Here is a 14,930-nt window from a genome sequence, read left to right as displayed (position 1 = left end):
ACACGATCGTGTTCCTTCCTAGTTATGATTCACCCTGAATTTATGCTCCAAGGTGCGCCAGAATTTGCTATTTTATGCGCCAACTCTCGCCAGCGCAATAGATTCGTTATTAATCAAATAACGATTATCCACGCTCTGCAATGATTGCTTCCGCAACATTTTTCGGCACTTCAGCGTACTCACTAAACTCCATAGAGTAAGAAGCACGACCTTGTGTCGCAGAGCGTAAGTCAGTTGCGTAACCGAACATAGCTGACAACGGAACTTGTGCACGAATTATCTTCAGGCCAGCTGTCCCCTCGTCCATGCCTTCGATGATGCCGCGACGACGGTTAAGATCGCCTACCACATCACCCATCCAGTCTTCTGGAGTCGTTACTTCAACTTTCATCATTGGCTCTAAAAGAACAGGTTGTGCTTCAAGCGCACCTTTCTTAAAGGCCATGGAGCCAGCGATTTTAAACGCCATCTCACTTGAGTCGACATCGTGGAATGAACCGTCGAATAGTGTTGCTTTCACATCCAGTACAGGATAGCCAGCCAACACACCGTTGTTCATTTGCTCTTCAATACCTTTCGATACTGAGCTGATGTATTCCTTAGGAATCACACCACCAACGATCTCATCAACAAAAACAAAACCGTCGCCAACTTCAGCAGGTTCTAGTTTCAGCCATACGTGACCGTATTGACCGCGACCACCTGACTGGCGAACGAATTTGCCTTCCACTTCCGTGGCACCACGGATAGTTTCACGGTAAGCAACCTGAGGTTTACCGACATTACAGTCAACGCTGAACTCACGTTTCATACGATCAACAATGATATCCAGGTGAAGCTCACCCATGCCTGAGATCAGTGTTTGACCTGTTTCGTCGTCGGTTTCTACACGGAAAGACGGGTCTTCGGCAGCTAGTTTACCTAGCGCAATACCCATTTTTTCCTGGTCTGCCTTAGAACGAGGCTCAACCGCAATTTGAATTACCGGCTCAGGGAATTCCATGCGCTCCAGAACCACTTTATGGTCTTGGTTACACAGAGTGTCACCTGTTGTTACGTCTTTCAGACCTACTGCTGCAGCAATATCACCCGCGCGAATCTCTTTGATTTCTTCACGCTTGTTCGAGTGCATCTGAACAATACGTCCAAAACGCTCACGTTTTTGCTTAACAGAGTTATAGACGCTGTCGCCAGAGTTCACAACGCCAGAATAGACACGCATGAATGTCAGCGTACCTACGAATGGGTCTGTTGCGATCTTAAATGCCAGAGCAGAGAACGGTTCGTTGTCGTCTGCATGACGTTCAACTTCGTTGTCTCTGTCGTCAATACCTTTAATTGCAGGTACATCAACAGGTGAAGGCAGGAATTCAATAACAGCATCCAGTACCGCTTGTACACCTTTGTTTTTGAACGCACTGCCACATGTAGCCAGTACGATTTCGTTGTTTAGTGTACGAGTACGAAGTGCTTCCTTGATTTCAGCTTCTGTTAGTTCGCCTTCTTCAAGGTATTTTTCCATCAGCTCTTCACTTGCTTCAGCCGCAACTTCAACAAGGTTAGAATGCCATTCTTCGGCAAGTTCTTGCATGTCAGCTGGAATGTCTTCGTATGTGAACGTCATGCCTTGGTCGGCTTCATTCCAGTTGATAGCTTTCATCTTGATAAGGTCGATGACACCTTTGAACTCATCTTCCGCACCAATGTTTAATTGGATTGGAACTGGGTTCGCACCAAGACGATCTTTAATTTGGTCCACAACGCGTAGGAAGTCTGCACCCGCACGGTCCATCTTGTTTACAAATACCATTCTTGGAACTTGGTACTTGTCAGCTTGACGCCATACAGTTTCAGACTGAGGTTCAACACCAGATGAGCCACAGAATACGACCACTGCACCGTCAAGTACACGAAGAGAACGCTCTACTTCGATAGTAAAGTCTACGTGTCCAGGGGTATCAATGATGTTTACGCGATGATCTTGGAACTGTGCTTCCATACCACGCCAGAAAGTAGTAGTCGCAGCTGAGGTGATTGTGATACCACGCTCCTGCTCCTGCTCCATCCAGTCCATGGTTGCAGCACCATCGTGAACTTCGCCGATTTTGTGAGAAAGGCCAGTGTAGAACAGAATACGCTCAGTTGTGGTTGTCTTACCTGCATCTACGTGAGCACAGATACCGATGTTACGGTAGCGCTCAATAGGAGTTTTACGAGCCACGATTGTATCCTCTTACTAAGGTTCACCTTAGGAAATAGAAAAGTGCTGCGAGAGAACCTCGCAGCACAGAAGGTATTACCAGCGGTAATGAGCAAACGCTTTGTTCGCGTCAGCCATGCGGTGAACGTCTTCACGTTTCTTAACCGCAGTACCTTTGTTTTCAGCAGCGTCTAGCATTTCAGCAGCTAGGCGAGCAGCCATAGATTTTTCACCACGCTTACGCGCAGCTTCAACCAACCAACGCATAGCAAGTGCGTTACGGCGAACCGGACGTACTTCTACAGGTACTTGGTAAGTTGAACCACCCACACGGCGAGACTTAACTTCTACCGCAGGGCGAACATTTTCAAGAGCTTCTTCAAATACAGCTAAGTGGTCTTTACCAGACTTTTCAGCCATTGTGTCTAGTGCAGTGTAAACAATTTTCTCTGCAGTAGATTTCTTACCGTCAACCATAAGGATGTTAACGAATTTTGCCAGCAATTCAGATTTGAACTTAGGATCTGGAAGGATCTTACGCTGACCGATGACGCGACGACGTGGCATGGAAATTCTCCGTTGTCTTATTCTTCAGGTTATCCAAAACTTTTCAGTTTCTTCAAAAATAAAAATGAAAATTTAGTGTTTGGCCTTACTTAACGCCTTTCTGTAAACAGAAAAGGGACATTAAGACTTAGGACGCTTCACACCGTACTTAGAACGACCTTGTTTACGGTCATTAACGCCAGCACAGTCAAGTGCACCGCGAACAGTGTGGTAACGTACACCCGGAAGGTCTTTTACACGACCGCCACGGATTAGTACAACACTGTGCTCTTGAAGGTTGTGACCTTCACCGCCGATGTACGATGTTACTTCGAAGCCGTTTGTCAGACGTACACGACAAACTTTACGAAGTGCTGAGTTAGGTTTTTTAGGTGTAGTAGTGTAAACACGAGTACATACACCACGTTTTTGTGGGCACGCTTCTAGTGCTGGCACGTTGCTTTTAACAACTTGCTTTGCACGTGGCTTACGTACCAACTGGTTAATAGTTGCCATTAACTAGCTCCTGAATTACTTGAAAGTAAGCTTTGTGAAAAATCTATTCCCCAAAATGCACCTAGTACAATTGGGGACGCAAAATTCTATGCAGCAGGGGGGTGAGTGTCAAGAAATATACAGATCTTTTTTCCCAGCTTCGCTGGTCTGATGAAATACACGTAAAGAAAAGAAGAAAATGCTGTGACGCGATAAAGGCATTACATGAAAAATGGGAGCGTCATTACTCCCATGTCATTGATTGGTGATATTGCTCTGTTAATGCCACCCAGCCAAGAAAATCGACTACCTGAATGTTGCTATTTACGAAGCTAGTAACGCCTCTCGCATTGAGATCCGCTTCAAGTACATAACATTGAGAAATCGATTTTGAAAGATGGGTAAAACCACTATGCTCAGTGTTACTTACATACACAGCATCTTCCACCAACAGGATTGCATCGTTATCGGATACATAAGACATTGCGCCAGCAATTGCGGATTGAGTTTTGATGATATGAAGCATGTGTTTACCTAAAACGTCAGCACTTTATTGGAAGATTGAAGATGCTGGACCAAGTCTGCTTTCGACTGACGCTGAGCATCTATTTCCAACTCAGCCTGTGCCAACCCTCGCTCCTTCAGAGAAGACTCACACACATAGACGTTTTCAATGTCGTAAAGGTCAAACAGCTTAAACATTGGCAGGTAGTTTTTACTTTGAATAGAAGACGTGTCCTGAGCTGAAACCAACTGAGTCACGCCATCCCCAATAAATAAAACGGTAATGTCTTCACAATATGCTGAAGCCGCAAGTAATGCATCGACTCCTTCCCTACCCGCGCTGGTCGAATGGGGGGCACTTCGAAAAACAAACGTTAGTTGACTCAAAACTGCACCACTCTGTCTTGCTGTAACATGGCTTCTGCCAAGCTGCCCAACCCCGCCTGTTCAAACCCGCTGGCTAAATTATGTTGCCCTAGCTCATGCTGATTCGCTTCATCTTCATTCACAATGCCACGACGCAGTGCTGCTGCAACACAAGTCTCTAGTCGAACCTGATGCTCTTTCGCAAGAGATTGCCACGCTTTGGTTAAATCAAATTCATCGTTAGCTGGTACAGAAAGCTGCGTACCGTTAGACACACCATCCTGATAAAAGAACACACTCACCAGAGTGTGCCCTTTTTCTAACAGCGCTTGTGCAAATTGGTAAGCGTTTCTTGCTGACTGGCTTCCGTACACTCCACCATTAACGACCAGGGTGTAACTGAGTGATTGGCTCACTTCTCGCCATCCTCTGTTTTACGCTGACGGATATACAGGTAAACCGTGTGTTTGGAGATGTTCAGTCGATCCGCCACTCGGTTGATCGCATCTTTAATGTCAAAGATGCCTTTGTCATAAAGATCCATCACGATTTGGCGATTCTTCGTGTTATTTGAGACTGACTTGTCTGCATTGATTTCTTCGATGGTTCGTTCAACCGTCTGATCCACCAGCTCTTCAACGTCACTGGCAAAGTTTACCGATGATGCCGCTTCTTTCGCTTCCTCATTTGGCATGAACGCCTGAAGTACCTGAGAGAAAGGTACATCCAAGTTGATGTTGATACAAAGAAGCCCTATCACGCGGTTTTCACCATTGCGAATCGCAATAGTGATGGACTTCATCAGTACGCCACCTTTGGCGCGAGTAAAGTAAGATCGTGAAAAATTACGCTCAGACCCTTCGATGTCTTTTAACATCTTGAGTGCCATATCGGTGATCGGTGAGCCGACCTGACGACCGGTGTTTTCACCGTTAGCAATTTTAATAGCAGACGTGTTTAAGTCTTCGAGAGAGTGAAGGACGATTTCACAATGGGCGCCAATAAGGCTTGCCAGCCCGTCGACTACCGCTTCATAAGATCGAAGGATGATTTTGTCGTGCTCTGTAAACGGCTTCACATCTATCGACTCCATCTCTAGCAGCGAGTCTGCATAAATTGCTTCTGATGTATTCACGGTCACCTTACCTAGTGCTTTCTTATCTCAACTATTTGGTAGAAGTTTATCAGAATATTTGAAACGGGCACGGATAACCATACTATCTAGTGACTTAGAGCAAACATTGCACTGAATTACTTCTGCACAAACTAAAAAAGAGCCCCGAAGAGCTCTTTTTAAAATGAAAGCGAGTGCTTACTGAGTCGCTGTTTCTGCTTCTTCACCACCGTCGATTTCAAGCAGCTCAACTTCAAACACAAGTGTTGAGTTTGCTGGAATCGTTGGTGTGTCTTGCTCGCCGTATGCCAGCTCTGGCGGGATAACGAACTTGTACTTAGAACCAACCTGCATTAGCTGAACACCTTCAGTCCAACCAGGGATAACTCGGTTTAGAGGGAACGTCGCTGGCTGATCACGATCGTAAGAGCTGTCGAACTTAGTACCATCAATCAACGTACCTGAGTAGTGAACAACAACGGTGTCTGTCTCTTTTGGAGAACTACCTTCAGCAGAGTTTAGCACTTGATAAAGAAGACCAGATTCTGTCTTGTTCACACCTTCTTGCTTAGCAAATTCAGCGCGGAAGTCGTCGCCTTCTTTCTTAGATGCTGCCGCTTTCTCAGCCGCCTGTGCTTGCATCTTCTCTGCAACACGCTTGTCTAGGGACTCAAGCGCCAGACGAATTTCATCTTCGTTCAATGCAGCGCTCTCACTAAATACATCTTCGATACCTTTAAGCACCAACTCTTTTTTCAGCTCGATACCGATTTCTTTAGGCTTCTCAATGCTGGTGTTTAGGTAGTTAGCAAAAGATACACCAATCGCGTACGCCGCTTTTTCATCTTCGTTCTGGAAAGTCACAGCTGGAGCAGCTTGTTCCGTTTGTGCTGTTTCTTCTACTTTCGGCTCTTCTTTTACTTCTTCTTGACAGCCTACAGCTAGAGCTACAGTTGCAGCTAGCAGTGACGCCTTAAACAAAGGTTTCATTTATTTCTCCAAATTCATAATTTGCGTGACGGAGAGTCTCTCCGACGACCCCTAAATATCTTGCACAGTTTCGTGCAAAAAAGTTGTGGTATCAATATACTGGTTTCATGTCCACTGACACAAACCGGATTTCTACAGCGATGCGAACAGTTTCTCACTCTGTTGTTCTCACCATTGTCATCCTTTTGTTAAATGGGTGCTTTTTTACCCAAAAAAATGACCAACGTTGGGATATTGAGCCAACAGGCACCACCAGCTTCGGTTTAAGCCGGGATGGACGCTTCGCTTTGCTTTATTCAAAAGAGCATCAGCTCCTGCTGTGGGATCTTGAAAATAATGAAGAACTCGCCCAACTAGGCGCTCAAGATCCCGAAGCCAACACCGTTTCCCATATCCGAATCGCCGATAACGGGCGCTTTGCCATCACCGCTACCCAACAGAACTTTGCTGTGTGGGATTTAGGCTGGACTCAAGCTCAGGGGCTTTGGTCCATTTCAGACGGGCTCATCCGAGATATTGATATTTCCAGCAATGGTGAACAAGTTCTACTGGGTTTATCAAACGGCAAAGCGATTTATGTGGACTTAGTCACTGGTCGCCGATTGGAGTTCCTTGCTCACAGAGAAAAAGTGAATTCTGTGGCTATTTCCCCTAACGGTCGCTTCGCACTGTCCGGCGGCAACGATTATAACGCCTATTTGTGGGATACGCAGACAGGTCTGGCACTTTATAAATTTGAACATGGTGCAAGAATTAACAGAGTAGCACTCCAGCGAGATGGAAAACTGGCGTTTACTTCCGATGGTTCAAATGATGCTTACGTCTGGGATTTATCAAACGGTGAAAAAATCTCCGAGCTGAAAGCCTTTGACAGACAATTAATTTTCACATCGGCTCGATTCTCTGACGATGGTCGCCATCTGGTGACGGGAACGCCGGGAAGTCGTGTCATGCTGTGGGATGTACAAACCGGGAAACGACTGGATTACTGGGAAGTCGAACCTCAAAAAGATGCTCGTCCTCCGCGTGCGGTAGTGTATGATGCGACCTTTGACCAGCAGCAAAGAATCATTTCCGGCACGTCAGCAGGCATTGCACAAGCGTGGCGGATAGAAACTGAGTAATACAAATGCAAAGCGACAAGGAATTACAACAACGTATCGAAGACTTGGAATGCCAGTTGGCGTTTCAAGAACAAACCATTGAAGAGTTAAACGATGCGTTAAGCCAACAACAATTGCTGATTTCTAAAATGCAGGATCAGATGAAATACGTGGTGGGCAAGGTGAAGAACATGGACGCGTCCAATATGGCAGACGCTTCTGAAGAGACGCCACCTCCACACTACTAAAGCTCTATGGCATCTGAATTTGGATTATGAAATAGAGAATGCGGGCAATTGCCCGCATTTTTGTTATTCGTCAGAGAAAATTTTCACTTCCAGCTTACCGGAAGGATCAATGCTGGCTCGATACATGCCCGAACTGTTCATCCCAAAGTGAATATCGCCATTGGCATCCAGCGCAATTAAGCCACCTTCCCCTCCCATGGCTTTTAGCTCGCCCTGAATCACGGTTTCGCTGGCGGTATGCACATCTTCTTTTAGATACTTCATTCGCGCAGCCACATCAGAAGCGACCGTTTTACGAATAAAGTACTCACCCATGCCAGTTGTTGACACTGCAACGTTGCCATTTTCAGCGAAGGTACCGCAGCCAATCAAAGCGGAATCCCCAACCCGACCGTATTTTTTATTGGTAACGCCACCCGTGCTGGTTGCAGCAGCTAAGTTGCCACTGCTATCGAGAGCCACTGCGCCAACCGTTCCGTATTTTTTATCGTCCGGGTATTTGGACTCAGAAAGCGCGAAAAGCCCTTTTTCTTTCATTGACTGAAGCTGTTCGTAACGACGTTCAGTGAAAAAGTAATCTTGCTCGGTAAATTCGTAGCCGTGTTCAAATGCGAAGGCTTCTGCTCCTTCACCAATAAGAAATACGTGATTGCTTTTTTTCATTACATCACGAGCCAGCTCAACGGGGTTCTTAATATGTCTGACTCCAGCGATGGCACCAGCTTCACTCGCAGCACCATGCATTATTGATGCGTCCATTTCGACCATTTCGCTATTGGTCAGCACCGAACCTTTACCTGCGTTAAACAAAGGACTGTCTTCCATCACTTTCACTGCTTCAACTACAGCGTCTAGTGCATCACCACCGGAAGCTAAGATCTTGTGACCTGCTTTTACAGATTCGGTCAGGACTTGCTGGTATTCCGCTCTCATTTCAGAGGTCATTTTGTCTCGCAGAATGGTTCCAGCTCCACCGTGAATAGCAATGGAAAAAGGCTTGGTCATAACGTATCCCTAATTTCTAAAAACTGCCGGGCTAATTTCTCACAGGTCATAAAAAAACGCCAACTGAGTCATCAGTCGGCGTTCTCAAACTTGTTCACTTTAAGCGACACTAATCCAGCGAATTAGTGTGAACCGCAGCTACCACCACCGCAGCAGCCGTCTTTTTCGCCATGATCGTGGTCGTGATCATGGTCATCATCGCAGCAACCACCTTCTTGATGAATGTGACCGTGCTCGATTTCTTCAGCCGTTGCTTCACGAGTCGAAATCACTTCTACGTCAAACGTCAGTGTCTGACCTGCAAGCATATGGTTTCCATCAACAACGACTTCATCGCCATCAACTTCTGTCACTTCTACTGGGATTGGTCCCTGGTCTGTATCCGCCATAAAGCGCATACCTACTTCAATTTCATCGACTCCCTGGAACACGTTTGCAGGTACACGTTGTACCAGCGCGTCGTTGTGCTCACCGTAAGCATCTTCAGGAGCAACCGTAGCTGTAAACTTCTCGCCTACCGCTTTACCGTCCAACTCTTTCTCAAGACCTGTGATCAGGTTGTTGTGACCGTGAAGATAGTCAAGAGGTGCTTCAGCCGTAGACTGGTCAACAACTACACCGTCTTCGGTTTTTACCTGATAAGCCAGACTTACAACCACGTTTTTTTCAATTTTCATGATGACTCCAAGGAGGTTTGAAATCCTGGGAGAACGCTCATACCCAGGAAAAATATTTAGTGACCACGCTATTATGGGGATGAAATATCAAAACACAATGAAAGCGTGGTTTTCTTTACGGTTAACAAATACTCAAAAAACAAAAGCGTTAATCTGGCTTAAAAATGCCAATCATATCCTGGCTGGCGTGCTCACTTTGTTCTACAGCTTGGGATGTGCGTTGTTCTACGTAATCGCAGTCAACACATTCCACCACTTCGACGCTGTTTTCTTCCCACCAGCGTAATGTGTCTTTTTCCTTACACTGTGGGCAGCTTGCGCCTGCAATAAATCGTTTCTTTATTTTCACGTTTACCTCTATTCCCAGTTCTGACGGGAATCATTTTCCATCTCGCGCCCGAAAATTTCTTCCAGTTCTTTGCGCGCTTCTTTGGCTCGCATGGCAAGCTCTTTGTCTTCGCTGTGCTCTGGTAAAAGCTCTTCCAACATTTTCATATCGAGCTTTTTAAAGTGCGAAGTGGCTCGTTTCGCCTGATAAGGATGCATCCCCATTTGAACTAAAGTCTGCCTTCCTAAATCCAGAGCACCGAGAAACGTTTCCCTCGAAAACGCATCGACGCCGTGATTAAGCAACTGATACGCCTCGACACGGCTTCGCGCTCTGGCCAGCACTTTTAAGTTCGGAAAGTGATGTCGGCATAAGTCGACGATTTTCATCACTTCATCCGGAGAATCGGTACACACCACAATCGCTTCTGCCTTGGCAGCACCTGCAGCACGAAGCAAATCAAGCTGAGTGGCATCGCCATAAAACACTTTATACCCGAACTTACGCAGCAATTGAATTTGGCTGGCATCACTTTCCAAAACCGTGACGCGAACCTTGTTGGCATACATCAAACGTCCTACCACCTGACCAAAACGACCGAATCCAGCGATGATTACTTTCGGACGACGATCAACAACATCAGATGGAATGCCATCTCCATCATTGATTGTACGCGCAAACCAACGCTTTTGAATCAGAAGCAGTAGCGGTGTGGTCACCATTGAGATACTGACCACAACCAGGAGAAACGCACCCAATTCAGGGTCGAGAAGGTTTTCTGCCTGAGCCGCAGTGAAGATAACGAACGCAAACTCACCACCCTGACTCAGAATCACTGCCATCGAGCTGCGCGCCTTCGCACGGGTTCCGAAGAAACGCCCCAACATGTATAGCACGCTGGCTTTAATCGAGATAAGCAGCACTACCGCCACAAGCACCTCGACTGGCTCTATAACTAACAGACCGAGATTGACCGCCATACCGACTGCAATAAAGAAGAGACCAAGCAATAACCCTTTGAAAGGTTCAATCGCTATCTCTAATTCGTGGCGATATTCACTTTCTGCCAGAAGCACACCGGCAAGGAAAGTACCCAGTGCCATGGAGAGCCCAAGCTGCTGCATGATGAGAGCAATACCCACTACCAGCAATAATGCAGTCGCAGTAAAGAGTTCTCGAACCCCGGTTAATACAATGTATCGGAAAGCAGGTCGCAATAAGTAATGCCCGACGACCAGCAACCCTGCAATTCCGCCAAAGGTTTTAATCGCATCCAGCCAGTCACCACCGCTGCCCCCCGCTAAAATAGGAATCATCGCAAGCATAGGGATAACCGCGATGTCTTGAAAAAGCAGGACCGCAAACCCAGACTGACCCGTCTCCGTTCCCGTCCACCCTTGTTCTTCGATTACCCGAAGCGCAATCGCCGTGGAAGATAGGGCTAACCCCATACCGATGACTAAACTGCTTTGCCAGGAAACACCGCCGTAGTAGACGATGGAAGAAATCACCCCAGTGGTGATCACCACCTGTGCGCCACCTAACCCCAGAATGGGACGTCGCATCTGCCAGAGCTTACTCGGATTCAGTTCAAGACCAATCAGGAACAGCAGTAATACCACACCAAATTCCGCGAAATGCAATATGGCTTCTACGTCACTGATAAGTCCCATACCCCAGAGGCCGATTGCGATCCCTGCCAGCAGGTAACCCAGTACCGACCCCAGACCCATGCGCTGTGCCAAAGGTACGGCGACCACCGCCGCTGAAAGGAAAATGGCGGTGCTTGTCAGAATCTCACTCGTCGCTGCCATACGCATCTCCTTCATTCAGTGGATTGAGTAGCCAGTGACGGTAACGCTCGGCATGTTGATAGCGCTCAACATCGGAGGTATTCCGTGCCCAATACAAAATAAGTGGTTCAACCCATTTCATTCGGCAAAGCAAAGCGGTCAACTCAAAAGGCTGAAGAATTTCCTGCATCGGGTACTTGTTGTAGCCACTGGCAGCAAAGGCGTCCTGCGCACCACCTGTGGTAATCACGCTTCGCCAGTGTTTGTCAGCCAAGGCACAACCTTCCCCAAAAGCAAACCCTTTGCCGAGAACGCGATCCATCCATTCCTTGAGCAGCGCTGGGCAGGAGTACATATAGAGAGGGTGTTGAAAGACAATAATGTCGTGATCGAGAAGCAATTGATGTTCGTGAGCAACATCAATAAAGAAATCGGGATAATGGGCATACAGATCGTGAACCGTCACATGGTCTAATCCTCGGATCTGATTGATCATCACTTGATTGGCGACCGAGTTGTCCGGATCTGGGTGAACGTAAATCACCAGAATTTTCGGCAATGCTTGAGCTTTTTCTTGAATAACAGTCATGCTTTCTGACGTCTTCCTTCACGGCATGTTGTTGTTTTTCCGTTAATCCATCATATCGTAATTTGTATAATGATCGACATTTATCATGATTCCCCATAGTATTCGAACCGTTAAATTCTCTTATTCGACACGAGCACTATGATTACCTTTTCTGACATCCAACTCCTTCGAGGCGGCAAGCCCCTGCTAGATCAAGCCAGCGCAACCATTCACCCCGGAGACAAAGTCGGTCTGGTCGGAAAAAACGGTTGTGGTAAGTCGACGCTGTTTGCCCTCCTTAAAGATGAACTTTCCATTGATGCAGGCACCTTTCATAAGCCTAGTCAATGGGAGCTCGCTTGGGTAGCTCAGGAGACGCCAGCGCTTGAAAGAAAAGCCATCGAATATGTGATTGATGGCGATAGAGAATTTAGAGACTTGGAAGACCAGCTTGCCAAAGCAGAACAGCAGGATAACGGGACATTAGTCGCTGAACTGCACGGTAAGATTGAAGTCATTGGCGGATACACAATCAAAGCACGTGCCGCTGAGCTATTAGATGGCTTGGGCTTCAGCCAAGAACAAATGGAATGGAGCCTGACTCAGTTTTCAGGTGGCTGGCGAATGCGACTGAACCTGGCACAAGCACTGCTTTGTCGTTCAGACCTGTTATTGCTTGATGAGCCAACCAACCACTTGGATCTGGATGCCGTAATGTGGCTGGAGCGTTGGCTGCAAACGTACCCGGGCACACTGATTCTGATCTCACACGACAGGGACTTTCTGGATCCGATTGTCGGCAGAATAATCCATATCGAGAATCAGCTTCTGAATGAATACACGGGTAACTACTCATCGTTTGAAAATCAACGAGCTCAAAAGCTGATCTTGCAGCAAGCCATGTATCAAAAGCAGCAAAAGCAGATGGCACACATGCAGAGCTACATCGACCGATTCCGTTATAAAGCCTCGAAAGCAAGACAAGCACAAAGTCGAATCAAAGCGCTGGAGAAAATGGAGAAGGTATTACCTGCCCAATTCGATAACCCGTTCAGCTTTGAGTTTCGCGAGCCAGCGGCGCTGCCAAACCCGATTCTAATGATGGACGAAGTTTCTGCGGGTTACGGTGAGAACCTGATTCTCGAAAAAATCCGATTGAACCTTGTCCCGGGCAGTCGAATTGGTCTTTTAGGTCGCAATGGTGCTGGTAAATCTACGCTTATCAAACTGCTTTCAGGCGAATTGGAATCGCAATCAGGCGAGTTCACCTATTCTCAGGGTGTGAAGATTGGATACTTCGCACAGCACCAACTCGAAACACTGCATCCAGAAGAGACCCCTCTTCAGCATATGATGCAAATTGCCCCTGACAAAACCGAGCAGCAACTCCGCGATTACTTAGGAAGCTTTGGCTTCCAGGGAGATAAAGCTCTGGAAAAGGTGGCCCCGTTTTCTGGCGGTGAAAAAGCGCGTCTGGTTCTGGCTTTGATCGTCTGGCAAAAGCCCAACCTGCTTTTACTCGATGAGCCAACCAACCATCTGGATCTGGACATGCGTCAGGCACTCACGCTTGCTCTGCAAACCTTCGAAGGGGCGATGGTCATAGTCAGCCACGACAGATACTTATTGCGTGCCACCACCGATGATTTGTATCTGGTCCACGACCGTCAGGTTGCCCCGTTTGATGGTGACCTGAACGATTACTACAAGTGGCTGACTGAACAACAAAAAGCCGAGCGAAAGGAACAGCAAGCTTCCGCTCCAGAAAAGAGCTCGGATAACAGTGCTGCAGCACGAAAAGAACAAAAACGGAAAGAAGCGGAATTTCGCAAACTTACCGCGCCAATTCGCAAAAACCTGACAAAACTGGAACAAAAAATGGATAAACTCGGTCAAATTTTGTCAGATACAGAAACGCAGTTAAGCGATACCGAACTTTATCAGGCAGAAAATAAGGCTAAGCTTAACGAAGTACTGTCGCAGCAAGCCACCGCGAAATCCGAGCTTGAAGAAGTTGAAATGGAATGGATGGCAGAGCAGGAAACTCTTGAGCAGATGGAACTGGAGATGAAGTAGCATGCCCAAAGACACGCAATCATTGTCGCTCACTTTAGAACGCTTGTGGCAATTTAGCCTCCAGTACTACAGTGTGCGTCAGGTAAAAGAGGCGTGTCTTTCTCTGCAAAACCAATATCAGGGCAATGTTAACCTGCTTCTGCTTTTAAAGTGGTTAGACGAACAGAAACTCGCCTTTGGTCAGGATGACTGGCACTCAATCCAGGATTGTTTGATTCGATCTGAAAACCTGCTGGTGAATTACCGCGAATTGCGCAGAAAATCTAAATCTCACCTTCCCGACACTTTATACCGAGAAACACTTCAATTTGAATTGCTGCTGGAAAAACAGCAGCAATCCGATCTGGTTGACTGCATCAATGGGCTCACCCTGTCTAAGAATACGGGCGACTCAATGGTCGCCACCTACTGCAGCTATCTTCAGGCTGATCATCTGATTCAGTTTTTTGAAGAAACGTCTTCAGCGGGCTGAACGCCATAGCGTTTCATCGCTAATGCCACTTTCTCTTCAACACTCTCTTGAGGCTTAATCCAGTAGCTGGGTGCAACAAGCGATGACGTGCTCACAATCTCCACGGTGATAATGCCTTTTACTGGAAAGTCTCCTGCTTTCTCTACCAGCATTTTTTCACTTTCCAATATTGTTTCTTCATTGCACAGTTTGTACTTAGCAACACCTGTCAGCTTTACACCTCGCTGACGAAAAATATCCAGCAGAGATACACTCACTTTACAATTCTCAGCAATATTTCTGACGGAGTTGGGCGAGGCAATATCCGCAATCAACAGTGTATTAGCATCGACCAAGTGGAACACTTCTTTCGGGGAGACATTCGGCTGCCCATGAATATCGGTTGTTGCCAGCCAGCAAAGCACCGTACTACTGGCAATATCCTGTAAATCAAACTGCATAGGCA

Annotated in this window: 18 protein-coding genes; 4 read left to right on the top strand and 14 right to left on the bottom strand. The window is 46.8% G+C overall.

Going from position 1 to position 14,930, the window contains the following annotated elements:
* Positions 1-124: 124 nt before the first annotated feature.
* The 8 genes from fusA to fkpA all read right to left on the bottom strand — a co-directional run bounded on the left by fusA (position 125) and on the right by fkpA (position 6,215).
* Positions 125-2,221, bottom strand: coding sequence for an elongation factor G (gene fusA / locus RH89_RS05130; protein WP_004399894.1), 2,097 nt, complete (start codon positions 2,219-2,221; stop codon positions 125-127).
* Between the two features lie 75 nt (positions 2,222-2,296).
* On the bottom strand, positions 2,297-2,767 hold the full coding sequence (gene rpsG, locus RH89_RS05125) for a 30S ribosomal protein S7 (protein WP_004399893.1): 471 nt from the start codon (positions 2,765-2,767) through the stop codon (positions 2,297-2,299).
* Positions 2,768-2,887: 120 nt separating this feature from the next.
* Complete coding sequence (rpsL, locus tag RH89_RS05120) at positions 2,888-3,262, bottom strand: 30S ribosomal protein S12 (RefSeq protein ID WP_004399892.1); 375 nt, start codon at positions 3,260-3,262, stop codon at positions 2,888-2,890.
* 223 nt (positions 3,263-3,485) lie between these two features.
* The gene (gene tusB / locus RH89_RS05115) at positions 3,486-3,767 is read right to left on the bottom strand and encodes a sulfurtransferase complex subunit TusB (RefSeq protein ID WP_004399891.1); all 282 of its coding nucleotides are present in this window, start codon (positions 3,765-3,767) and stop codon (positions 3,486-3,488) included.
* Positions 3,768-3,775: 8 nt separating this feature from the next.
* A complete protein-coding gene (gene tusC / locus RH89_RS05110) occupies positions 3,776-4,132 on the bottom strand; it encodes a sulfurtransferase complex subunit TusC (RefSeq protein WP_004399890.1) in 357 nt (118 codons plus the stop codon).
* Entirely contained in the window at positions 4,129-4,527 is a 399-nt protein-coding gene (gene tusD, locus RH89_RS05105; protein WP_004399889.1) for a sulfurtransferase complex subunit TusD, read from the bottom strand. The genes tusC and tusD overlap by 4 nt, the downstream gene beginning before the upstream one ends.
* Positions 4,524-5,246: a helix-turn-helix transcriptional regulator gene (locus tag RH89_RS05100; RefSeq protein WP_004399888.1), complete on the bottom strand. Its 723-nt coding sequence runs from the start codon at positions 5,244-5,246 to the stop codon at positions 4,524-4,526. The genes tusD and RH89_RS05100 overlap by 4 nt, the downstream gene beginning before the upstream one ends.
* Before the next feature lie 177 nt (positions 5,247-5,423).
* A complete protein-coding gene (gene fkpA / locus RH89_RS05095) occupies positions 5,424-6,215 on the bottom strand; it encodes an FKBP-type peptidyl-prolyl cis-trans isomerase (protein WP_004399887.1) in 792 nt (263 codons plus the stop codon).
* 140 nt (positions 6,216-6,355) lie between these two features.
* Here fkpA and RH89_RS05090 point away from each other — a divergent pair, with 140 nt between their 5' ends.
* Complete coding sequence (locus RH89_RS05090) at positions 6,356-7,339, top strand: WD40 repeat domain-containing protein (RefSeq protein ID WP_004399886.1); 984 nt, start codon at positions 6,356-6,358, stop codon at positions 7,337-7,339.
* Positions 7,340-7,344: 5 nt separating this feature from the next.
* A complete protein-coding gene (locus RH89_RS05085) occupies positions 7,345-7,566 on the top strand; it encodes a SlyX family protein (RefSeq protein WP_004399885.1) in 222 nt (73 codons plus the stop codon).
* A gap of 63 nt (positions 7,567-7,629) precedes the next feature.
* On the opposite strand, the gene RH89_RS05080 is transcribed toward RH89_RS05085, so the two are convergent.
* The 5 genes from RH89_RS05080 to kefG form a co-directional block, all read right to left on the bottom strand.
* Positions 7,630-8,571 carry an isoaspartyl peptidase/L-asparaginase family protein gene (locus RH89_RS05080; RefSeq protein WP_004399884.1) on the bottom strand — a complete coding sequence of 314 codons (942 nt, stop codon included), beginning with the start codon at positions 8,569-8,571 and terminating at the stop codon, positions 7,630-7,632.
* 122 nt (positions 8,572-8,693) lie between these two features.
* Complete coding sequence (gene slyD, locus RH89_RS05075; protein ID WP_004399883.1) at positions 8,694-9,248, bottom strand: peptidylprolyl isomerase; 555 nt, start codon at positions 9,246-9,248, stop codon at positions 8,694-8,696.
* 148 nt (positions 9,249-9,396) lie between these two features.
* A complete protein-coding gene (locus RH89_RS05070; protein ID WP_004399882.1) occupies positions 9,397-9,597 on the bottom strand; it encodes a YheV family putative zinc ribbon protein in 201 nt (66 codons plus the stop codon).
* Positions 9,598-9,605: 8 nt separating this feature from the next.
* On the bottom strand, positions 9,606-11,390 hold the full coding sequence (kefB, locus tag RH89_RS05065) for a glutathione-regulated potassium-efflux system protein KefB (protein ID WP_004399881.1): 1,785 nt from the start codon (positions 11,388-11,390) through the stop codon (positions 9,606-9,608).
* Positions 11,374-11,958: a glutathione-regulated potassium-efflux system ancillary protein KefG gene (kefG, locus tag RH89_RS05060; protein ID WP_004399880.1), complete on the bottom strand. Its 585-nt coding sequence runs from the start codon at positions 11,956-11,958 to the stop codon at positions 11,374-11,376. The genes kefB and kefG overlap by 17 nt, the downstream gene beginning before the upstream one ends.
* A gap of 138 nt (positions 11,959-12,096) precedes the next feature.
* On the opposite strand from kefG, the gene RH89_RS05055 reads away from it, so the two are divergent.
* Together RH89_RS05055 and RH89_RS05050 are read left to right on the top strand one after the other, a co-directional pair.
* The gene (locus tag RH89_RS05055) at positions 12,097-14,013 is read left to right on the top strand and encodes an ABC transporter ATP-binding protein (RefSeq protein ID WP_004399879.1); all 1,917 of its coding nucleotides are present in this window, start codon (positions 12,097-12,099) and stop codon (positions 14,011-14,013) included.
* 1 nt (position 14,014) lies between these two features.
* On the top strand, positions 14,015-14,485 hold the full coding sequence (locus RH89_RS05050) for a TIGR02444 family protein (RefSeq protein ID WP_004399878.1): 471 nt from the start codon (positions 14,015-14,017) through the stop codon (positions 14,483-14,485).
* Here RH89_RS05050 and RH89_RS05045 read toward each other — a convergent pair.
* Positions 14,452-14,925: a pyridoxamine 5'-phosphate oxidase family protein gene (locus RH89_RS05045; RefSeq protein ID WP_004399877.1), complete on the bottom strand. Its 474-nt coding sequence runs from the start codon at positions 14,923-14,925 to the stop codon at positions 14,452-14,454. The genes RH89_RS05050 and RH89_RS05045 overlap by 34 nt on opposite strands.
* Positions 14,926-14,930: the final 5 nt, after the last annotated feature.

This window comes from Vibrio nigripulchritudo ATCC 27043 (assembly GCF_000222685.1).
Taxonomy (GTDB): domain Bacteria; phylum Pseudomonadota; class Gammaproteobacteria; order Enterobacterales; family Vibrionaceae; genus Vibrio; species Vibrio nigripulchritudo.
Note: the sequence above shows the minus strand (reverse complement) of the source record. Positions and strands in the feature narration are given on the sequence as shown.